This is a genomic window from Tautonia sp. JC769 (assembly GCF_040717455.1).
Taxonomy (GTDB): domain Bacteria; phylum Planctomycetota; class Planctomycetia; order Isosphaerales; family Isosphaeraceae; genus Tautonia.
The window spans coordinates 439688-461126 of record NZ_JBFEFH010000001.1; the positions used below are offsets into that span (position 1 = coordinate 439688).

Sequence of the window (21439 nt, forward strand, 5' to 3'; positions counted from 1 at the left end):
GTCCATCTCCCTCGGGTTCGGGGCCAGTCGGTCAGAGCGGTTCCGAGACGAGGCGCCGGGACTTATTCGGAGCCTCGGGCAACAGGAACGCCGACGAGGTTCCCCCATTCGGTCCAGGAACCGTCATAATTGCGCACCTTGGGATAACCGAGCAGGTAAGTCAGGACGAACCAGGTCAGGCTCGACCGCTCGCCGATCCGGCAGTAGGCGACGACCTCGTCCGCCGAGTTCAGCCCGGCTTCCTGCTCGAAGATCGCCTTCAATTCGTCGGCCGACTTGAAGGTGCCGTCCTCGTTGACCGCGCGGGACCAGGGGACGCTCTTCGCGCCGGGAATATGGCCGGCGCGGAGCGAACCCTCTTGCGGGTAATCGGGCATGTGCAGGAGTTCCCCGGTGTACTCGCCGGGGCTCCGCACGTCGATCAGCTTCTTGCCGGCCTTCTGGTGGGCGAGCACCTCGTCGCGGAAGATCCGGATCGCCGAGGGGTCGCTCCCCTTGACCGTGTAGTCGGTCCGGGGATAGCTGGGAGTCTCCTTGCTCAGCGGCCGGTCCTGGTCGATCCAGAGCTTGCGGCCGCCGTCCATGATCCGGCAGTCATCGTGCCCGAACAGCTTGAAGGCCCAGAAGGCGTAGCAGGCCCACCAGTTCGACTTGTCGCCGTAGAAGACGACCGTGGTGTCGTTGGCGATCCCGCTTCGGGAGCAGATCTCGGCGAACTTCTCGGCGTCGATGTAGTCTCGGATCAATTGGTCCTGGAGGTCGCCCTGCCAGTCGATCTTGACGGCGCCGGGGACGTGGCCCATGTCGTAGAGCAGGATGTCTTCATCGCTCTCGACGATCCGGACCCTGGGATCGTCGCGGTGTTGCTCGACCCAGTCGGCGGAGACGAGGATTTCGGGATGTGCGTATTCGGCCATGGTCGGGGGGATCCTGGATTCGATCACGAGGGATTCAACGATCCCCGATCGGCGCGAACGCCCTTTGGATCGGGGAACGCCTGAGCGTTCGAGGGAGACTGAAGAGCGACGGGGGCGGGGCACCTTGCCTCAGGAGTCTGCCGCCTCGGCCAGGCTGAGCGAGGACGAGCTGCCATGGCCGAGTTTCTGGGCCACGGCGTCGGCCAGGGTGTCTCGGACCGGTTCCACGCTGATCCGGTCGTAGACGTTGGCGAAGAACCCTTCGACGATGAGCCGCGTGGCCGAGGCGCGATCGACCCCCCGGGCCTGGGCGTAGAAGACCATCTCCGGGTCCACCGGGCCGGCGGTCGCCCCGTGCGTGCATCGGACCTCATTGGCCTCGATCTCGAGGCCGGGGATCGAGTCGGCCCGGGCGTCCTCGTCGAGGACGAGGTTGTCGTTCTTCTGGTAGGCGTCGGTGTGCTGGGCGTCCGGCTCGACCTTGATCATCCCCCGCCAGACGAGGCGCGACTTGTCCTTCAAGCCGCCCTTGTACAGCAGGTCGCTCGTCGTGTGCGGCGCCACGTGGTCTTGCCGGGTGATGTAGGTCAGGTTCTGACGCCCCGAGGTGAACATGACGCCGTTGACCTGAGCCCGGGCCCGCTCGCCCACGAGCGCGACATCCTGATTGACCTTGGCCAGCCGCGAGCCGAGCCCGCCGACGGTCCATTGCAGGGCCGCCCCGGCCCCCACGACAGCCCGCTCGCGGCTGAAATGCCAGGTGGCATCGTCCCAGTTCTGCACGTTCACGAACCGCAGCCGCGAATTGCTGCGGAGGATCAGTTCGACGCCGCCGACGTGCAGGCCGGGCTCGTTCCCGCGGCGTGCTCCGGCGGTTTCCTGGACGAGTGTCGCCTCGGCCCCCTCGTCGAGCAGCACGAGGGTGTGATTGAGATCCGTGGTCCCCTCGGGCGAGAGTCCGACGAGGTGGAACAACGGCACCTCGACCTTGACCCCCTTCGGCACATACAACACGACGCCGCTGGTCCAGAAGGCCGCATGAAGTGCAGCGAAGGCGTCGGCGTCGACCTGGAACGCCTCGGTCATCAAATGATCGCGGAGCAAGTCGGGGTGCTCCTTGATCGCGGAGGCGAGGTCGAGAAAGACCGCCCCGCCGAGCCTCTGAGCTTCGGCGAGCCGAGTGGGAAACCCATCGACCTGGGCGATGCCGGTCCCATAATGGGAATCAAGACCGGAGGCTGCCGGTTCGAGCGCCTTCCGGGCCGCCTCGGAGGGCTCGCGAGCAGGAGGGGGGGCAAACCGGTCGAGCTTGAGCGCACGGATGTCGGTGCGTCGCCATTCCTCGTCCCGAAGCGTCGGGAGTGGCGTGGCCTTGAACCGCTCGAACGCCGATCGTCGGCGGTCGAGTAACCAGCTCGGCTCGTCGCGAGTCTCGAGGAACGAGGTGAAGGTCGCGTCGGTGAAGCCGCCGGCGGCTGGGGTCGTGGTGGCGCTGCTCATCGCATTTGGTCTTGATGTCTTGGGTCGCAGACGGACAGATTCAATCGGCCGATACGTCGGGGCGGGCTCGACCGGCGCAAGGAGGCGCGGGAATCCGCGGACGAAGCACGATCGGTCGTACGGGGTGCCGACCGGGGCATGGAGGAGGCAACAGATCAACGCCATCGGTCCCCGGGCGGGGCGGGCCGGGAACCGATGGTCGGGGCGTGGCAAGGGGTGCTGATCAGCCGACCGAGCCTTCCATCTGGAGCTGGATCAGCTTGTTCATCTCGACGGCGTACTCCATCGGCAGCTCCTTGACCAGGGGCTCGATGAAGCCGGAGACGATGAGAGTGCTGGCCTCGGCCTCGGAGAGCCCCCGGCTCATCAGGTAGAAGAGCTGCTCCTCGCCGATCTTCGAGACGCTGGCCTCGTGGCCGAGCTTGACGTCGTCTTCCTCGATCTCGATGTAGGGGTAGGTGTCCGACCGGCTGATCGGGTCGAGGATCAGGGCGTCGCAGACGACGTTCGACTTCGAGCCCTTCGCCCCGTCCATGACCTTCAGCAGGCCCCGGTAGCTCGACCGGCCGCCGTTCTTCGAGATCGACTTGGAGATGATCCGGCTGGAGGTGTAGGGCGCCTCGTGGACGACCTTGCCGCCGGCGTCCTGGTGCTGGCCCTTGCCGGCGAAGGCGATCGAGAGGATCTCGCCGCGGGCCCCCTTGCCGCGCATGTGGACGGCCGGGTACTTCATGGTCAGGCGGCTGCCGAGGTTGCCGTCGACCCACTCCATCAGGGCGTCCTCGTGGGCGACGGCGCGCTTGGTCACGAGGTTGTAGATGTTGTTCGCCCAGTTCTGGATGGTCGTGTAGCGGCAGCGGCCCCCCTTCTTGACGATGATCTCGACGACGGCCGAGTGGAGGCTCTCGGTCGTGTACATCGGGGCGGTGCAGCCCTCGACGTAGTGGACCTGGGCCCCTTCCTCGACGATGATCAGGGTGCGCTCGAACTGGCCCATGTTCTCGGCATTGATCCGGAAATAGGCCTGGAGCGGGATGTCCACCTTCACCCCGGCGGGGATGTAGACGAACGAGCCGCCCGACCAGACGGCCGTGTTCAGGGCGGCGAACTTGTTGTCGTCGTGCGGGATGATCGTGCCGAAGTACTCTCGGACGAGGTCCGGGTACTCCCGGATGGCCGAGTCGGTGTCGGTGAAGATCACGCCGAGCTTCTGCAGGTCCTCGCGGAGGCTGTGGTAGACCACCTCCGATTCGTACTGCGCGCCGACGCCGGCGAGGAACTTCTTCTCGGCCTCGGGGATGCCGAGCTTGTCGAAGGTCCGCTTGATGTCGGCCGGCACGTCGTCCCACGACTTGCCTTGCCGGTCGGCGGCCCTCATGTAGTAGTAGATGTCGTTGTAGTCGAGCTCCGAGAGCAGGCCGCCCCAGTTCGGGGTCGGCTTCTGCCAGAAGACCTCGAGGGCCTTCAGGCGGATCTGCCGCATCCAGTCGGGCTCTCCCTTCATCTCGGAGATCTGGTTGACGACCTCCGCGGACAGGCCCTTCTGGCTCTTGAAGTTGTAGTTGGCGTCCGAGTCGCGGAAGCCATACTTGTACTCTTCGTTGATGCCCTTGACCTGGGCGTTGAGGTCGGTTGCCATGCGGGATTCTCCACCTTCGGGCGATGATCTGGGGCGACGCGGGCGAACACTCGGGATGATTGCGAGGCCTTGGGCTGCCAAGCTCAGAAGGCCGAGGACGAGGTCAGGCCGGCACGCTCCTCCAACTCGTCCTCGTCCCTGGCGGCCTCGGGATACTTGGCCCGGATCCAGTCGTAGCCCTCGCGTTCCAGTTGATCGACCAGTTCGGGCCCGCCGTTCTCGACGATCCGGCCGCCGAAGAGGATGTGCACGAATTGCGGCTTGATGTAGGTGAGGATGCGTTGATAGTGGGTGATCACCAGCACGCCCGTCCCCTGGCGTTCGGCCACGCGGTTCACCCCCTCGGAGACGATCCGGACGGCGTCGATGTCCAGGCCGCTGTCCGTCTCGTCGAGGATGGCGAACGAGGGTTGGAGCATGGCGAGCTGGAGCACCTCGGCCCGCTTCTTTTCACCCCCCGAGAATCCTTCGTTGAGGTAGCGGCGGGCGAACTCGGGGTCCATCCCCAGCTCGTTCATCACGCCGCGCATGTCCTTGCGGAACTCGCGCATCGGGATGAGTTCCTCCCCTTCCTTGCGGTCGGGGTTCCGGACGTTAGTCACGGCGTGCCGGAGGAAGTTGGCCACGGTGACGCCGGGGATGGACGTCGGGTACTGGAAGGCGAGGAACAATCCCGCCTTGGCCCGCTCGTCGGCCTCCATCTCCAGGAGATCGACCCCGTCGATCGTGGCCGATCCTTCGAGGATCTCGTAATTCGGGTGGCCCATCAGGGCGTAGCTCAGCGTGCTCTTGCCCGAACCGTTGGGGCCCATCAAGGCGTGGACTTCCCCCTGGCGGAGGGTCAGGTCGACCCCCTTGAGGATTTCCTTGCCTTCGACGGCGACGCGAAGGTTCTTGATCTCCAGGACTTTGCTCATCGTTCGGTGGCCTCGGTGGCTCTCGTCGCGGGTGCTGCCGGCCGGCGCGGGGTCCGACCGGCATTCAGTTCCAGTGAATCCGGGCAATCGGGGCGGGCCGGGCATGGGTGACCGCAAGCTCGGTCAACTGGCCTGGGCCCGAGAAGGGTCGGGGGTCGGTGTCGGTGTCGGGGTCTGAGGCGGGGTGGGGGTCGGCTTGGCCTCGAAATCGCAGGACCGGTGCCCGTCGAGTCGGCACTGGCTGAGGCGGAGCCCCTGGCCGAGGACCTTCTCGAACATCTTGCGTTCCAGGGCGCAGATGTCGCGGTCGGCCTCGGCCAGCTCGAAGTAGGGGCAGGAGTGGAGCTCGAGGACCGGCATGGCGTCGCCCCGCTGGGCGACCTCGGTCTCGACCCCCCGGCCGTGCAGGACGGTGCCGAGCTGCTCGAGTCGCTCTTGCCAGCCCCGGCCGCGGACCTCGGCGCGGTAGAGGTCGGCCAGGCGGTCGGTGATCCGGGCGAACAGGATGCGCCTGAGCTTCCGGTCCTCGACGTTGCGCATCAGCTCTTCCCAGAGCGCGACGGCGAGATCCGCGTAGTTCTGGCCGAGCCGGCGGTGGGCCTCGACGCTCGCCTGGTAGACGTGCCGCGGGCGGCCCCTGCCGACGTGCTCGGCCCGACGCTCGACCAGGCCGGCCCCGCAGAGCCGGATCAGGCGATTGCGGACGGCGGTGGCCGTGACACCCAGTTCCGCGGCCATCTCGGCGACCGTCAGCGGGCCCCGCCGCCGGATCAGATCCAGCAGCGGGCGGTCGGAGCTGTCCGCCTCGAAGCCGTGGCGGTCGAACTGGGTGGTCATGGTCAATCGCCCTCCCCCCTCTCATGCGTCACGAGAATGATTCTAAACGGGAGCGGGGGGGATCGTCCACGAATTATTCGATTTTTCCGCAAAAAATAGTGTGAAAAATCGCGGGAGGGGCGGGCGAAGGCGAGGAGGCGCGCGGATCGGACGTCGCGTCACAACGGGTCGACCGTCGGCGTTTAATCAGGAAAGCGGAGGGGTATGGCGTGCTCCATCAGCAGGGGGTACGATCGATCCGGGAAACATCCATGACGAAAATGGGAAACCAGGATATGGATGCAACGCCCGTATCTTCATAGAACTCACTGGCTGATCCAACCTTGATGCAATCCTGACCCGCAACCAGGCGTCATCGACGGGCGATGGCGTGGGTGAAGCGAGGTGGCTTCCACCGGAGACGGTGAGGCTCCTGGCCTCTTGACAACCATCCACGGATTTCTAATTTAACCAACTTAGGCCGCGGTTCGGCTGCCGTGCCGGCCCCGAGCGGCGTTGCTTCGGGAGGTCCCCCGCCGGGGTTCTGATTGTGGCACGAAAGAAGACCTCGCATTCCCGCCTCAAGCTCAAGACGGTGATCTCTCACCGCTTGAAGGAGGTCCGCCAGGAGCTCTTCGGCGAGCATGGCGGCCCCGAACTGGCGAGGCGGCTGAACCTGCCCGCCCGCACCTGGTACAACTACGAAACCGGCGTCACCGTCCCGGCCGAGGTCCTGCTCGCCTTCATCGACCAGACGGGGGTCAACCCCGTCTGGCTCCTCTCGGGCGAAGGGCCCCGCTATCGTCGAGGCCTGGAAGACCAGGTCCTCTCCGACCTGACCCCTCAGGAGTTGATCCGGCGCGGCCTGGAGAAGCTCGAAGAGCGCGATCCGGAGGCCCTGGCCGTCGACCACGACAACGCCGAGCCGGCCGAGGAGTTCGTCACCGTCAGCGTGGTCAATTCCGAGGACCTCGCCGGGGACGTGACCCCCCTGCGGGCGGTCGATTCGATCCTGGTCTATCACGGCTGGCTGAAGCACCCGAAGTCGACGGTGGCCCTCCGGGTCGAGGACGACGCGATGCACCCGATCCTCCCGATCGGCTCGATGGTCGCCGTCGACTGCGCCGTCCGGGGCGCGGAGGACTTGCAGGGACGCATCGTCGCGGCCCGGGTCGAGGGCCGGGCGGTGATCCGATGGCTCGAGCTGAGCGGTCGGCACCTGATCCTCCGGCCGAACCGATCGAGCCCCAACACGCCGACCGTGGCCATCGAGCCCGCGGCCGTCGGGCAGGGCTCGGGGCCGATCCTGGGCCAGGTGGTCTGGTCCTGGAGCCGGTTCTCCTGATCTGTCGCGCCCGAATTTCGGAATCGGGCGTGGTCGGTGCTTGCATCGGACGCCTCCGCGACCGATCCTGATCGCTGCTTGCGATCTCGCCGGCAGGCGTGGGCCTCGGGCGGCGACGCCCGTCGATGTCGGCAGAGCTCATCCCCTCGATCGTGCCGGCCCTCATGGCAGCAGTCCGATCCTCGGGCCCCAGGCGCCCGGAGACATTGTTGCAACTCTCCGGAGAACCGGTCTTCCTGCTCGGACCGACCGGACGCTTCCTCTACGTCAATCCCGCCTGGGAGGAGCTGACCGGCATCCCCGCCTCGACGGCCCTGGGACGCTCCGACGACGCGGCGGACCGGCACCTCCAGCACTCCGAGACGCTCGACGGCTTCCAGCCTCCCATCGAGGTCATCGACGGCGTCGCGGTCTCGACGATCGTCCGGATCCAGCACCGGGATGGCGACGCCCGCCATCTCCGCCGGCTCGAATTCTGGCCCCATCACGACCGAGACGGTCGCGTGCTGTTCATCCTCGGCCTGGTCCGGCCGATGGACGAGGCGTCTCTCGCCCCCGAATCCCCCGGGGCTCGCCTCCGCGCGGAACTCTGGATGCTCCGCGAGGCGTTCGAGCGGCGATTCGGCTCGGATGCCCTGATCGGGTCCGGCCCGGCTCATCGACGGCTGATCGAGCAGATCGAGGCCGCCTCGCTGGCGAAGGCCCCGGTCCTGATCGTCGGGCCTCCCGGGTCGGGGAAGCACCAGGTGGCTCGGGCTCTCCACCGGCGGGCAGGGCGGTCGGATGCCCAGTTCGTCGTGATCGACTGCGCGGCCCTCCCCGCCGAGGTGCTCGACCGGGAGCTGTTCGGCGATCCGGTGGCCCGGCCCGAGGGGGCCCCTCGGCTTCGATTCGAGCCCGGGGCGACCCTGGTCCTGGGAGACGTCCTGGAACTCCCCAGGGATCTCCAGGCCCGGCTGCACGAGGCCCTGACCCTCCCCGACGCGGCCCAGCTCCGCATCCTCGCCATCTCCGGCGGCGATCCGGAGGCCGCGGTGCGAGAGCAACGGCTCAGGTCCGACCTGTACTACGCCCTCTCGGCCCTGGTGATCCGCCTCCTGCCGCTCCACGATCGGCTGGAGGAGCTCCCCGTCCTGGCGCAGCACTTCCTCGATCGGGCCAACCGGAGGACCGGGCTTCGGCGCCTCGGCTTCCGCCCCGAGGCGATCGAGACGCTCGAGCAGTACGATTGGCCCGGCAACCTGAGCGAGCTCGCCCGGGTGGTCGAGTTCGCCCATCAACGGGCCGACTCCGAGACGATCGGTCCCGAGCACCTGCCTCCGGACATTCAGGGGCATCTCGGCGGCGCGTACTTGCCCCCCGCCCAGGCGCAGGAGCAGCTCCCGCTCGACGCGATGCTCGAACGCCTCGAACGCCGCCTGATCGAGCGAGCCCTGCGATCGGCCCGGGGAAACAAGTCGCTGGCCGCCAAGATGTTGCACATCTCCCGGACTCGGCTGCATCGTCGGGTCCAGGAACTCGGCCTGGCCGGCGATCCGGAGGACGAGGGGGGCCAGGGTCCCCCCCGGGGCGATGCCGACCGCGAGGAATCGTGCCGCTGAGGGATCCCGGAGAACCCCCTCGCCTGGGCTTCACCCGCCGGCGGTCCTCTGCTAGCCTGCGGCAAAGGGCCAAAAGGATTGGCCTGCGACCGTTGCATGGAGGCGAGCGTCGCACAATGCGGATCTTCATCTCCTGCGGTGAGCCGAGTGGCGACCTGCATGCCGCGAACCTGATCCGGGCGCTCCGCCGCCGCCTGCCCGGCGCCCGGTTCGTCGGCTTCGGCGGTCCCCGGATGACCGAGGCCGGGGCCACCTTGCTCTACCCGCTGGTCAACCTGGCCGTCATGTGGATCGCCCAGGTGATCGCCAATCTCCACGTCTTCATCGGCCTGCTGCGCCAGGCCGGGCGATCCTTCCGGGAGGAGCGGCCCGACGCCGTCGTCCTGATCGACAACCCCGGCTTCAACTGGGGAGTGGCGCGCCGGGCCAAGGCGCAGGGGATCCCGGTCATCTATTTCGTCCCTCCCCAGCTCTGGGCCTGGGCCGGCTGGCGGGTGGTCAAGGTCAAGAAGTACGTGGACCACGTCCTCTGCACCCTCCCCTTCGAGCCGCGTTGGTACGAGGAGCGAGGGTTCGGGGGGGCCGAATACGTCGGCCACCCTTACTTCGACGAGCTGGCGGGCCGCGTGCTCGACGACGCCTTCCTGGCCGAGCAGCGGGCCCGATCCGGCCGGGTCGTGGCCTTGCTGCCGGGTTCCCGGACGCAGGAGGTCGAGCGGAACTTCCCGATGATGCTCCGCGCCGCGGCGACCGTGGCCCGCGCTCGTCCGGATGTCCGCTTCGCCGTGGCCTGCTTGAACGACCGCCACCGCGACCGCTGCGCCGAGATGATCGCCGCCGAGCCCCTGGTGTCGGGGTGCTCGATCGAGCTCTTTTCCGGCCGGACTCCGGAACTGATCCGCCTGGCCGACCTCTGCTGGGCCGTGTCCGGTTCCGTGAGCCTGGAGCTGATGACGGAAGCCTTGCCGACGGTCGTCGTCTACAAGCTCGGGGCGGCCCATCTCTGGCTGGCCAACAAGATCGTCCAGGTCCGCTACATGACCCTGGTCAACCTGCTGGCCGATGCCGAGCTGATGCCCGAGTATCCCACCTCGGGCGACGTCTCTCACGAGATGGCCGACCACGCCCTCACGTGGCTCAACAACGAGGCCGAGCGGCTCCGCGTCTCGGAATCGCTGGCGGCCCTGCGTGATCGGGTCGTCGTTCCGGGGGCGACCGAGCGGGCGGCCGATCGGATCGCCGCCCTGCTGACGACCGCCGATCGCCCGGGCCCTCGCGGCCCCCACCGGCCCTTGCGGGCGCCGAGCGGCCAGGACGAGCGTGTCGAGCAGGCCGGTTGACGCGACCCTCGACACGACCGGGAGTCAGCGCGACTCCCGGTCGTTGATCCACTGGCGGAGCGTATTCGCCGGGATCCCGAGGTCCTTCTCGGCCGGAGACGGGCCGCCGAGCCAGCTCACGGCGAAGCATCGCCAGAGGTCTTCCCAGAGCGGCAAGGGCAGGGGGGCCTGCCCGGCTTTCCAGTCCCGGCTCGCCTGGACGGCGTCCCAGGCCGCGGGGAAGCGTTCGTCGAACAAACTATCGAGGACCGCCCGGGCCTCCTCGGGATCGAGCTCCACCCCCTTGGAGAGGATCTTGGCGGCGAGGGCCCGCAGGCGGCGTTGCCAGTCGTTCTGCGCCGCAGTCGAGGGGGGGCGGGGCGCCGCCGTCGGTGTCGAGGTCGCCGGCGGGGGGCCGGCTGATCGGAGGCTGTCGGAGGCGAACGGCTCAATCTGGCTCCATTCGAGCTGGTCGGCCTCGCGATAGTGGCGATAGATCGACCGCTCGATGACGTTCCGAAGCTCCCGGCTGTTGCTTTCTTCAAACGCGAGCGACTGGAGGCGAGCCACGGCGTCGTCGGTCAGCTCGAGGTCGGCCCCCAGCTCGCCCGAGAGGGTCCGCGTGAGCCAGCGGGCCTGGGCCTCGATGTCTCCCGGACGCTCGCGAAGCGGGGGGACGGCCACGAGCAACCGCTCGACCCGGGCCAGGAAGGCGACGGGCAGCTCGCCCGACTGCCGACGCTCGCGCCAGGGGCCGGTCTCGACCGTCAGGACGACGGCGCACTCGGCGCGCCGTCGGGTTTCCTCCTCGCCCAGCCGGCCGTATTCCCCGTCCTCGAGGAACGAGTGCAGGATCGCCGAGCAGGCCGGGGGCAAGCGGTGCACGTCGTCGAGCAGGAGCACCCCTTTGCCCGCCGCCGAGACCAGGCCGGGCCGATCTTCCCGGGCGTCGGTGAAGGCGCCTCGCTTGTGGCCGAAGAGGATGCTCCGGAGGAGGGTCTCGTTGGTCAGCTCGCTGCAGGACGCGATGACCAGGGGGGCGGATCGCCGGTCCGAGGCCGCGTGGAAGAGTTCTGCCAGCCCTCGCTTGCCGGTGCCGCTCTCGCCGTCGATCAGGAGGCAGGGCAGCGGGCGCCTCGTCCGACCGCTCGGCGGCAGGTCGGCCGACCCGATCAGCTGGGCCAGGTCGAAGAGCTGCGCGACCACCGCGCCGAACTCGTCCGACTGATAGACCAGGCCGCGGTCGCCGACCTCCTGGGCGAACGCCCGGGCCGCCGGGATCGCCAGGTGCCGCTCGACGGCCCGCACGACCTGCTCGGCCAGGTCGTCGGCACCCCCGGCGCCGCCGGCCCCCTTGCGGATGAACTGCTCGCTCGGGAAGTCGTCGGGCCGGGGATAGGCGGAGTAGAGCAGCCCCTGGACCTCGGGGTGGACCCTCGCCGCCTCGGCGACGAAGTACTGGCCGGCGCGCTGGCCGCCCGCGTCGTCCGAGAATCGCTGATCCGAGACCACCGCCGCGAAGGTCTGCTGATTCAACAAGCGCCGGGCCAGCTCGAACGATCCCCCCCGTTCCCGGACGAGGTGCAGGTGGACCTCGAACGGCGGCCGGTAGCGGTACGACTCGACCCGGTTGCTCTCGAAGCCGTGGGCGCTGACCTTGATCCGCACCGGCCCCCGGGCGTCGTCGGGGGCGGCCCCGCGCCGGAGCAGCCCGGCGATCTCCCGACTCTGCGAGAGGCTCCGCCCCAGTTCCTGCACGAAGCCGGGGACGAGCGATTCGAGCACCCTCGGGTCGTCGTCGAGGATCATGACATGGGGGATCCAGGGCATCGGCGGGACCTCGGCCGGGGACATCGGTCAATTTCGCTCCAATTTACCAGACCGCTGCGCCCCTGTGCGACCCGGGGGGCGTGTCACGGGGGCGGGCCGACCGCGTTGAAGCATCGAGACGCCCGTCTCGATCGACCGCGATGGTGGACACTTGCAACCTGGGCGCCGGGTGGTACCATCCGATCATGAACAAAAGGGCCAAGGGCGATGGAGCCGGCCTGTCCCGGCGGGGTCTGACATGCTCGCCAAGCTCGCCTCGTACACGCTGATCGGGATCGAAGCCGAACCGGTTGAGGTCGAAGTCGACGTTTCGTCCACCCCGGTGCCGAAGACGGTGCTGGTGGGCCTGGCCGAGGCCGCCGTCCGCGAGAGCACCCACCGGGTCGAGCGGGCGCTGGTCAACTCCGGCTACCGTCGCCCTTCAGATCGTGTCGTGATCAACTTGGCACCCGCTGATCTCAAAAAAGACGCCGGCGGCTTCGACCTGCCGATCGCCCTCGGGCTCTTGCTCGCGAGCGGCCAGGTCGGCCTGGAACGGCCCGGGACCTTCGCCGTGGTGGGCGAGCTGGCCCTGACCGGCGAGACCCGGCCGATCAAGGGGGCCTTGGCCATGGCCCTCCGCGCCCGGAAGGAAGGGCGGACGGGCCTGCTCGTCCCCGCCGCCAACGCCTCCGAGGCCGCCGTGGTCGAGGGGCTCGACGTCTTCCCGATCGGCAGCCTTGCCGAGGCCGTCGGCTTCCTCTCCGGCCAGCTCGACACCGAGCCGACGGCGGTGGATGTCGATGACGTCTTCCACCAGGCCGCCCACTACGAAGAAGATTTCTCCGACGTGAAGGGGCAGGACGGTGCCAAGCGGGCCCTGCTCATCGCGGCGGCAGGTTCACACAATCTCCTGATGATCGGCCCTCCCGGCACGGGCAAGACGCTCCTGGCGCGTCGCCTGCCGACGATCATGCCCCCGTTGACCCCCTCGGAGAGCCTGGAAACGACCCGGATCTACAGCGCCATGGGATTGCTCGGGTCGCAACCCTTGCTCGGCGTCCGCCCGTTCCGGTCGCCGCACCATTCGGTGAGCGACGCCGGCCTGGTGGGAGGGGGCAGCACGCCCCAGCCGGGGGAGATCTCGCTGGCCCATAAGGGGGTCCTGTTCCTCGACGAGCTTCCCGAGTTCAACCGCAAGACCCTGGAAGTCCTCCGTCAGCCCCTGGAAGAAGGCTGCGTGACGATCAGTCGCGCCCTGCGCAGCGTCACCTTCCCGGCCGATTTCGTGCTTGTGGCGGCGATGAACCCGTGCCCGTGCGGCTATCGCGGCGACCCGAGGAAGGCCTGCGGTTGCTCCCCTCCCCAGGTCGAGCGCTACCTGGGGAAGATCAGCGGCCCCTTGCTCGACCGGATCGACCTGCACATCCACGTCCCGGCGGTCCCGTTCACCCAGCTCGCCGAGGCCCCTCCCGGACCCAATTCGGCCGAATTCCTGGAGAAGGTGCTCGATGCCCGGGCCCGGCAGCTCGACCGCTTCGGCCCGTCGGGTCCGGGGGTGAACGGCCGGATGACCCCGCGCCAGGTCCGGAAGATCTGCACCCTGAAGCCCGAATCGGCGGCATTGCTCAAGGGGGCGATGGAGGAACTCGGCCTCTCGGCCCGTGCCCATGACAAGGTCCTGCGCGTCTCCCGGACCCTCGCCGATCTGGAAGGGACCGACGCCATCGAGCCCCAGCACGTGGCCGAGGCGGTCGGCTACCGATCGCTCGACCGGAGCGTCTGGGCTTGAGTGTCGAACCCTCGTGACAAGGAATCGAAGCCGATGAAAACCTTCATCCTCGCCGCCGCCGCGTTCTCCGGTCTGGCCCCGCTTGCCCCGGCCCAGGGAGGGCGGACCGCCGAGGTCACCGCCGACCTCGTCTACACGACGGTCGATGGTCGGGACCTGAGGCTCGATCTCGCCCAGCCGGCCGACCGTTCCGAGCCCCGTCCCGCCATCGTCGCCATTCACGGGGGGGCCTGGAGGGCCGGGGACAAGGGGGACCTGCGCAATCTCCTCGTCGAGTTCGCCGAGGCCGGCTATGTGGCGATCTCTCCCGAGTACCGCTTCTGCCCCGAGCACACCTTCCCCGCCCAGATCCACGACGTGAAGGCCGCCGTCCGCTGGCTCCGGTCGAACGCCGAGACGTACGGCGTCGACCCCGACCGGATCGGAGCGGTCGGCTTCTCGGCCGGCGGGCACCTGGCGTTGATGCTCGGCCTGACCGACCCGGGCGACGGCCTGGAAGGGCCGGCGGCCGAGGACGCCCCCCCCTCGAACGTCCAGGCCGTGGTCAACTTCTTCGGGCCGACCGACCTGGCGGCCGACGACCTGCCCGCGATCTCGATCCCCTTGCGCAACGATTTCATCGGCGGGACGCCCGAGGAGAAACCCGAGGCAACCGCTGCGGCATCGCCGCTGACCCACGTCTCCGGAGGTGACGCGCCGATCCTCGTCTTCCAGGGGACGGCCGACCCCCTCATCCCGACCACCCAGGCCACCGCGCTGGCCTCGGCCATGGCCGAGGCCGGGGTGCCCGGGCGTGTGGAACTGATCATCGGCGCCGGGCACGGGGTCAGCGGTCCCGAACTGCCTCGGACCAGGGAGGCGACCTTCTCGTTCTTTGATCGCCATCTCAAGGCCGGGGGAGTCGTGCCCGAATTCCTCCAGCCGTGACCCTCGGCTCGCCTCGGCTCCCGGGCATGGGCGGGCCGAGGCGTTTCCGCCACCGATCCGGGGTCAATCGATCATGCCGGGGAGAACGGTGCACACGGCCTGGGGTGAATCTCAGGAGTTCGGCCGGCCTGGAGGACTTTGATTTCCTCCTCGACCGTGGCAACCTCCCCGGCCGAGCCGAGCAATTCCAGGGAGAGCTCCGCCACGTGCGACGCGCCGGGCTTGAGCTCCACGAATCGGCCGTGCTGGCGCTCGAACGTCTTGGGGTTGGGATAGTTCGTGGCGGGTTCGAGGCCGGTCACATACCCTTCATTCGGCCCCATCGTGTTCTTCCAGAGGGTGAAGCACGGCAGTTCCGACGTGGAGAACCGGAGCACGAACGCCCTGTCCCCTTGCGCGTTCCGGAGCATGACGGCGGTCTGCCCTCGCGGGCCGTCCCCGATCAATTTGTAGAGGTACACCTGCTCGGCAAAGCCGGGTTCGGGCGGACCGAAGGTGTCGTAGTGCCCGATCCCCTCGGCGGCTCGGGCCGTCTGCGGCACCACGGTCTCGGCGGCGGCGACGACCCGGGCGCCGGCATCGAGGTAGGGCGGGCCCAAATTCCAGTGGTAGAGGATCACCAACGGGGCCGGCCGGTCGCCGAGGTTGACGAATTCGTCGCGGACCGTCAGGCGATTCGACCCCGGGGCGGTCGCGTACCGGGTCTTCATGCGCAGATTCGGCCCGAACAGGCGGGCCTCGTCCACCTGCCCCGACACCGCGAGTTCATGGGGCGCCGCCTCATCGACCTCGATCGCAACCCGATGGGCGGGGATGTTCTGGATCCGGCCGTGCAGGCCATGGGCGAACGGGCCGTCCTGGCCCGGCGGGCCGTTGTGCTCCAGGCCGCACCGGGCGAGCAGCTCGTCGAAGCCGTCGAGCCAGCCGAAGCCTCCCAGGCCCGCCAGGTTGACGAGGGCGGGATGGACCGGCCCGTCGCTCACCGGAGACGACCAACCCACGGAGTCCCCCTGAAATTGACCGCGCCAGAGGCCCATTCCCCGCGTCGGTACAATCTCAAATGACAGTGTGCCGTTCTCGACGCGGATCAGCTCGACCCCGTCTCGGCGGCCTCCCCGGAGCGTCCGGGTCGTGATCGACCACGGGGGGGTCGGGGGAAGTCCGACCGATCCCGGGGTGATCGTCACTCCGTCGCGGTGTCGTTCGCTCCGCGGGCCATCCAGTTCAATCAACACCAGGAAGACTCCCGTGTGGTGGCTTGCCGAGGGGCCTCGGTTTCCCGTCGAGTGTGCGAGGGATTCGACCCACGCCCCCGCCCCGTTCACAGACCCTCGACCCAGAGGCTAACGCACCGCATTCCTCCAGAAAAGGGGACACGCATCGCGCGATCATGTTACGTTAGCTGCACCGGACGTCTCGCGTGATGACTGGGGTGGAACAACCGGGAGGGGAGACCTTGGACCTGCTCGGCCGCGCAAAACGATGGGTCAAAGGCATGGCCCCCGCCCCTCCTCCGGAGGTCCAGACCTTCCGGGTGAGCTGTCCCGAAGGTCACGTGATCCGCGGGCGACGACTCGAAGGCTATCAGGCCCTCCGGTGCCCGGATTGCGGGCTCGGGGTGTTCGTCCTGCCGAGCAGCCCCTTGCCCATGCCCCCGCTGCCCTCCTCCCGGGTCGATCCGAACCGGATGGCGGCGGCAGGCGGCGACGACGCGCCCATCCCGCTCTCCGAGCATGTCCCCGAGCCGCTCCCCGATCCCTCGGACATCGATTGGCTCGAGCCGGTCGATCCGACCGGGGACCCCGCGCCCGGGCCATCACCCGACTATGACCCGGTCGAGGCCGCGGTTTCCGAGCTGCCGACGGCCGAGCGGCGGCCACCCGCTGCCGGTCGACAGCCGCCGACCGGCGCCCGGCAGCCGTCCTCGCGTCCGTCCCATCCTGCGGATCGGGGGCGAACAAATCCGAGGGGGCCGGGCTCGACGGCCGCCTTCGACGACCGGCAGATCCTCGTCCCCGTCCGGGCGGGCCTCGGCGATCGGCTCCGACGGAACCGGCCGCTGCTCGTCGCGGGGTTGGTGGTCCTCGTCCTGGCCGGGACCGTGGCCTGGACGATGGTGAGGAATCAGCGGAGGAACGCGCCGATCCTGGTGCAAGAGGGCCGCGAGGAGGGGATTCCGGCGCTCGATCGTGGCGATTTCGACCAGGCCCATCGCATCCTCTCGCGGGCGGCGGCGGCGGTCGAGTCGCTCAACGGCCAGATTCGAGGGGCCGACGAGATCCGCCAGGCGGCTCGCGAGGCGGTCATCTTCGTCGACCTGATCCCCGACCGCCTGGAGATGATCCTCGATCGGCGGGCGCGATCGAGCGACGAATCGGAGTGGCAACGGCTCTTCGAGGGGTCGTACCGGGGACGATCCGTTTTGATCTCGGCCCAGGTGACGGCCACCCCGGCCGATGCCGCGGGCCGTTACGAGCTGAACTACCGGATCCTCTCCGAGGGCCCGATCGCCCCTCGCGAGGCCCGCATCGACTTCGAGGGCTTCCGCCTGTTCGAGGCCAGTGAGCCGCAGAAGGGCTGGCAAATCCTCTTCGGCGCCCGGCTCTCGGCCGTGGAAACGGAGCCGAATGGCTGGCGGTTCCGGCTCGAGCCCGACAGCGGGGTGACGATCACCCACCAGGAGGCGATCCGATCGCTCGGCTGGACCCCGGTGGAAATCGCCTCGGGTCCCCAGCAGCACCCGATCATGGGCCTCCCCCGCGCACCGATCCTGCTCACGACCCTGCTGACCCCTCCGATCCGTCAGGACCTGAAGGGGGAGACCCCCGATCGGATCCTCCAGCGGCTCGGGGCCCCTCAATCCTTCGCGAGGTCGGCCTCTCAGGGCGAGTACGTCGAGCAGTGGATCTACAACGCCCCCTCGGGCGCCCGGCAGTACCTCAATTTCCTCCGGTCGACCGGGCGCAGCGGTCCGGCCATCGTGGACCAGGATTTCTACCTCCGGTGAGGCCCCGGTCCCGATCGGAGGCGTTTGTCCCTTCCAGTCCGGGCATCCCCCCCGCTCTCTGCGACGCCGGTCGATTCGAGACGACTGGCGAGCGGTGTCGCCCCCTCGGTCGGCCGTCCGACGCACCAGCACGATTTTCGAGGACCTCGACGAACGATCGTTCGTTCGCCCCGGGGCGGGCAGGCGTCGAGAGATCTTGGCATTGGGTTTGCGTGGAAAGGGTCGGCTCATCGCTTCGAGGGCGTGAGCCTTTTGGGCGCAGCGCGTGTCCCAACGGCGTGTCGAGTCCGCGGGGAAAGGGGTGTCCGGGTCCTGATCGAATTTTTTCGGCGAATCCATCAAACCTTTCGCCTGTCTGGGCGTACTATTCTACACAGGTGACATCGAAGGCTCTGGCATCTTGCCCTTGGCGCATAATGTGCTAGGCTTCGCCACGCGGACGACGATCCTCACCTGAAGGTTTTTTCAGAAGGGACGGGAGTTCTGCTGGATTCGAGGCGCCGGCTGGCGAATGACTGATCGTTGCCAGTTCCGCCCGAACCCGTGGATCCGGTCCTTCACGAGGGTTTGGTCATCTCTGTCCGGCTTTTCGGACAGGATGTTGCACATCGTCCCGCCCGCTCGCGACGAACATCTGGAGGTGTGTCATGGCTCGTAAAGACGCGCTGTTTCGTTTGCACTCGCGATTGGTCGCCCGTCGCGACGCCTTGCGGAAAGCATTGGCCGGTGATCTTGATTCGCTGAACGACCTGCGGGCGATGAACGACGTGGGGGATAGCGTCGACGCGGCCGTCGACTCGGCCAACGATGAAATCAGTTCGCAAATCGCCCAGATCGAGAGCCGGGAACTCGGCCAGATCGAGCATGCCCTGGACCGCATGGCCGAGGGCACTTATGGCCAGTGCGAACATTGCGGCGGCAAGATCGCCGTGGCTCGCCTCAATGCCCTGCCGTACACCTGCACCTGCATCGACTGCCAGCGAGAGCAGGAGCGGATGGGGCACACCGGCATGAGCCAGGCCATCGACTACCGCTGGTCCGAGATCTCCGATCGTCACTTCGACGAGAACGACCGCCAGATCAACCTCAGCGATTACGAGATGGATATGAGCGAGTCGGGCCGCTGAGACCCCTCGGCCCCCCATCGCTCCCGACTCACCCGCAGGCCATCCCGCGAGGCGGAACGACGTCACCACGTCGTTCCGCCTCCTTCGTTTTGAGGGAGGACCCGCGGGGGGAGATTCCGACGTTCACCCAGCTTCGCTGCTTTGACTCTGGCAAACGGCGAGGCATATACTCTACGGGCGATCACGAATCGTCGGCGAGGGAATGTCGCCACCCGTGGCATGTCCGTCGGTACGGGCATGGCCGGGCTCTTGATCTGGTCTCCTTCGACGAGTGGAGCGCAACTTGATGGCACCGCGACCCTCCACCGCCCTGATGCTGGCCGCGATCGGTTGCATCGGCCTCGGTTTCGGCCTGGGATCGGTCGTCGATCGAGGCGGCCGGCTGGTCGCCGATCCCGCCCCGGCCCGTCCCAGCGACCCGGACCGGGTGGCCGAGCCCGCCGGACTCGACCACTCCGACGAGGCGATCTACCAGAGCCTCGCCAGGCAGTACGAGCAGTTCTATCAGGTCAACCGGACGTTCGAGCTGGTGTCGAAGGTCGTCTCCCGGACCGTCGTCCACATCGTCGCCCTGAAGCGGGCCGAGGAGCAGGAGGGCCGCACGCGACGGACCTTCGAGGAGAGCGGGTCGGGCGTCATCGTCCAGTCGGCCATCCGTCCCGGCCTGTTCGTCCTGACGAACAATCACGTCATCAGCGGCGCCGATCCGGACAACATCCATATCAACCTCCACGACGGCCGCTTGCTCCGCCCCAGCGCCATTTTCCGGGACGAGGATTCCGACGTGGCGGTCCTGGAGCTGCCCGTCAACGACCTCCCGTCCGCCCGCCTGGGAGACTCCGACGAGGCCGTCCCGGGGACCTGGGTCCTGGCCGTCGGGAGCCCGTTCGGGCTGACCCACTCCGTCAGCCAGGGGATCATCAGCGCCCGGGGGCGTCAGGAACGGGACCTCTACGAGAACGGGGTCCACAATCAGGACTTCCTCCAGACCGATGCCGCCATCAATCCCGGCAATTCGGGAGGCCCATTGGTCAATCTCCGGGGGGAGGTCATCGGGATCAACACCGCCATCGCCTCGCACGGCGGCGGCAACGAAGGGGTCGGCTACAGCATCCCGATCAACCTGGCCCGCTGGGCGATGGACCAGTTGATCACGACCGGCCGGGTGCGACGAGGGGCCATCGGCATCTCGCTCCAGGACATCTTCCCCGAAGACTACGAGCAATATGGCCTGGATCGGCCCCGGGGCACGCGGATCTCGGCCGTCGCCGAGGATTCCCCCGCCAAGTCGAGCGGGATCCAGAAGGGGGACGTGATCGTTCGCTTCAACGGGATCCAGGTCAACAACACCTGGCACCTGATCAACATGGTCTCGACCACCCCCATCGGCCAGGCGGTCGAGCTGGTGGTGAAGCGTAACGGGAGCGAGGTCGCCATGCACGTCGAGGTGGCCGATTTCGAGGAATTGACCGCCAAACTCCCCCAGGTTCCCTCGCGGAACCTCAGTCCTGAAGGTTACCTGGTCCGTCCCTGACGACTCCATCCCGCGACGGACCCGAGTGAGTGAGACGGAACGGGACAACGGGGCTGTTGTCTCATTCGCGATGCCCTTGTCCCGATCGAGCGTGAACCGTGCCCGCCTCGCCTGACGACTGTGAATCGCTCCTGCTCGCTCTCCGAGAGCTCGGCGCCTCCCGCTCGATCGGCCGGTCGAGCGCCGCCGACGCCGTGGCCGACATCGTCGCCGGTCGCGCGTCCGACGTGCTCATCGCGGCGTTCCTGGTCGGCTTGCGGGTCAAGGGAGAGACCGACGAGGAGCTCGCCGGTGCCGTCGACGCCGTTCGGCAGGCGATGACTCCGCTCGACACCCCGGTGCGCCCGGTCCTCGATACCTGCGGTACGGGAGGCGACGGGGCGGCATCGGTCAACGTCTCGACCGCCTCGGCGATCGTCGTCGCGGCCTCGGGGGTCGTGGTGGCCAAGCACGGGAATCGATCAGCGTCGGGGGTCTCGGGAAGCTCCGAGGTGCTCGAACGCCTCGGCGTGGCGATCGATCCCGGTCACGACGTCCAGCAGCGTTGCCTCGCCGAGCTGGGCCTGACCTTCCTCTTCGCGCCGAGCTTCCATCCGGCCTTGCGGCACGTCGCGGCAGTCCGGAAGCAGTTGCCCTTCCGGACCCTGTTCAACCTGGTCGGACCGCTCGCCAACCCGGCCCGCCCCGAGTATCAGCTCGTCGGCGTCCCCGACCCGAGGACCGCCCGACTGATGGCCAGCGCCCTGGCCCGGCTCGGCGTCCGGCGCGCCGCCGTGGTGTCGGGCCCGGAAGGGCTGGACGAGGTCGGACTGTCCGGGCCAACCCAGGTGCTCTGGATCGAGGGGGATCAGGTCGAGTCCCGGACCTGGTCGCCCGACGAGTTCGACCTGCCAGCGACCCTTGCCCGCGAACTCCGGGTGGCCGACCCGGCCGAGAGCGCCGATCGCATCGTCCGGATGCTCGACGGCGAGGCCGGTCCCGTCCGGTCGGTCGTGCTCGCCAATGCCGCCGCCGCCCTCATGGTGGCCGGCCGGGCGAACTCCCCCGCCGAAGGCGTGGCCCAGGCCGCCGAGGCCGTCGATGCCGGCAAGGCCCGGGCGTTGCTCGATCGCTGGATCGCGATGACCAATCCGACGCCGTGACATCGCATCGGCGCGACCCCTCCGGGGCATTCCCGCGCGCCGGAGGT

The 21439-nt window shown here is 68.3% G+C and carries 16 protein-coding genes; 9 read left to right on the top strand and 7 right to left on the bottom strand.

Annotation, left to right across the window (positions count from 1 at the left end; genetic code table 11):
• Window positions 1-62: 62 nt before the first annotated feature.
• The 5 genes from AB1L88_RS01805 to AB1L88_RS01825 all read right to left on the bottom strand — a co-directional run bounded on the left by AB1L88_RS01805 (window position 63) and on the right by AB1L88_RS01825 (window position 5810).
• Window positions 63-917 carry a sulfurtransferase gene (locus AB1L88_RS01805; protein ID WP_367094911.1) on the bottom strand — a complete coding sequence of 285 codons (855 nt, stop codon included), beginning with the start codon at window positions 915-917 and terminating at the stop codon, window positions 63-65.
• A gap of 129 nt (window positions 918-1046) precedes the next feature.
• On the bottom strand, window positions 1047-2417 hold the full coding sequence (gene sufD / locus AB1L88_RS01810) for a Fe-S cluster assembly protein SufD (RefSeq protein ID WP_367094912.1): 1371 nt from the start codon (window positions 2415-2417) through the stop codon (window positions 1047-1049).
• A gap of 223 nt (window positions 2418-2640) precedes the next feature.
• Window positions 2641-4056 (bottom strand): Fe-S cluster assembly protein SufB, encoded by a 1416-nt coding sequence (sufB, locus tag AB1L88_RS01815; RefSeq protein WP_367094913.1) that lies wholly within the window; start codon window positions 4054-4056, stop codon window positions 2641-2643.
• Window positions 4057-4139: 83 nt separating this feature from the next.
• On the bottom strand, window positions 4140-4973 hold the full coding sequence (sufC, locus tag AB1L88_RS01820) for a Fe-S cluster assembly ATPase SufC (protein ID WP_367094914.1): 834 nt from the start codon (window positions 4971-4973) through the stop codon (window positions 4140-4142).
• A 123-nt stretch (window positions 4974-5096) separates the two neighbouring features.
• Window positions 5097-5810: a MarR family transcriptional regulator gene (locus AB1L88_RS01825; RefSeq protein WP_367094915.1), complete on the bottom strand. Its 714-nt coding sequence runs from the start codon at window positions 5808-5810 to the stop codon at window positions 5097-5099.
• 529 nt (window positions 5811-6339) lie between these two features.
• Here AB1L88_RS01825 and AB1L88_RS01830 point away from each other — a divergent pair.
• The 3 genes from AB1L88_RS01830 (at window position 6340) to lpxB (ending at window position 10075) form a co-directional block, all read left to right on the top strand.
• A complete protein-coding gene (locus tag AB1L88_RS01830) occupies window positions 6340-7134 on the top strand; it encodes a S24 family peptidase (protein WP_367094916.1) in 795 nt (264 codons plus the stop codon).
• Window positions 7135-7298: 164 nt separating this feature from the next.
• Window positions 7299-8735, top strand: coding sequence for a sigma 54-interacting transcriptional regulator (locus AB1L88_RS01835; protein ID WP_367094917.1), 1437 nt, complete (start codon window positions 7299-7301; stop codon window positions 8733-8735).
• Window positions 8736-8851: 116 nt separating this feature from the next.
• Window positions 8852-10075, top strand: a complete 1224-nt coding sequence (gene lpxB, locus AB1L88_RS01840; protein ID WP_367094918.1) for a lipid-A-disaccharide synthase — start codon at window positions 8852-8854, stop codon at window positions 10073-10075.
• A 24-nt stretch (window positions 10076-10099) separates the two neighbouring features.
• Here lpxB and AB1L88_RS01845 read toward each other — a convergent pair whose 3' ends face one another.
• The gene (locus AB1L88_RS01845) at window positions 10100-11884 is read right to left on the bottom strand and encodes a sigma 54-interacting transcriptional regulator (protein WP_367094919.1); all 1785 of its coding nucleotides are present in this window, start codon (window positions 11882-11884) and stop codon (window positions 10100-10102) included.
• A 238-nt stretch (window positions 11885-12122) separates the two neighbouring features.
• Between AB1L88_RS01845 and AB1L88_RS01850 the strand changes: the two genes are divergently transcribed.
• On the top strand, window positions 12123-13655 hold the full coding sequence (locus tag AB1L88_RS01850; RefSeq protein ID WP_367094920.1) for a YifB family Mg chelatase-like AAA ATPase: 1533 nt from the start codon (window positions 12123-12125) through the stop codon (window positions 13653-13655).
• A 33-nt stretch (window positions 13656-13688) separates the two neighbouring features.
• Entirely contained in the window at window positions 13689-14582 is an 894-nt protein-coding gene (locus AB1L88_RS01855) for an alpha/beta hydrolase (RefSeq protein WP_367094921.1), read from the top strand.
• Between the two features lie 71 nt (window positions 14583-14653).
• Here AB1L88_RS01855 and AB1L88_RS01860 read toward each other — a convergent pair whose 3' ends face one another.
• A complete protein-coding gene (locus AB1L88_RS01860; RefSeq protein WP_367094922.1) occupies window positions 14654-15907 on the bottom strand; it encodes an aldose 1-epimerase family protein in 1254 nt (417 codons plus the stop codon).
• 170 nt (window positions 15908-16077) lie between these two features.
• On the opposite strand from AB1L88_RS01860, the gene AB1L88_RS01865 reads away from it, so the two are divergent.
• The 4 genes from AB1L88_RS01865 to trpD all read left to right on the top strand — a co-directional run bounded on the left by AB1L88_RS01865 (window position 16078) and on the right by trpD (window position 21392).
• Window positions 16078-17589, top strand: a complete 1512-nt coding sequence (locus AB1L88_RS01865) for a hypothetical protein (RefSeq protein ID WP_367094923.1) — start codon at window positions 16078-16080, stop codon at window positions 17587-17589.
• A gap of 647 nt (window positions 17590-18236) precedes the next feature.
• A complete protein-coding gene (locus AB1L88_RS01870; protein ID WP_367094924.1) occupies window positions 18237-18716 on the top strand; it encodes a TraR/DksA family transcriptional regulator in 480 nt (159 codons plus the stop codon).
• Between the two features lie 286 nt (window positions 18717-19002).
• On the top strand, window positions 19003-20250 hold the full coding sequence (locus AB1L88_RS01875) for a trypsin-like peptidase domain-containing protein (RefSeq protein ID WP_367094925.1): 1248 nt from the start codon (window positions 19003-19005) through the stop codon (window positions 20248-20250).
• A gap of 98 nt (window positions 20251-20348) precedes the next feature.
• Entirely contained in the window at window positions 20349-21392 is a 1044-nt protein-coding gene (gene trpD, locus AB1L88_RS01880; protein ID WP_367094926.1) for an anthranilate phosphoribosyltransferase, read from the top strand.
• Window positions 21393-21439 lie beyond the last annotated feature (47 nt).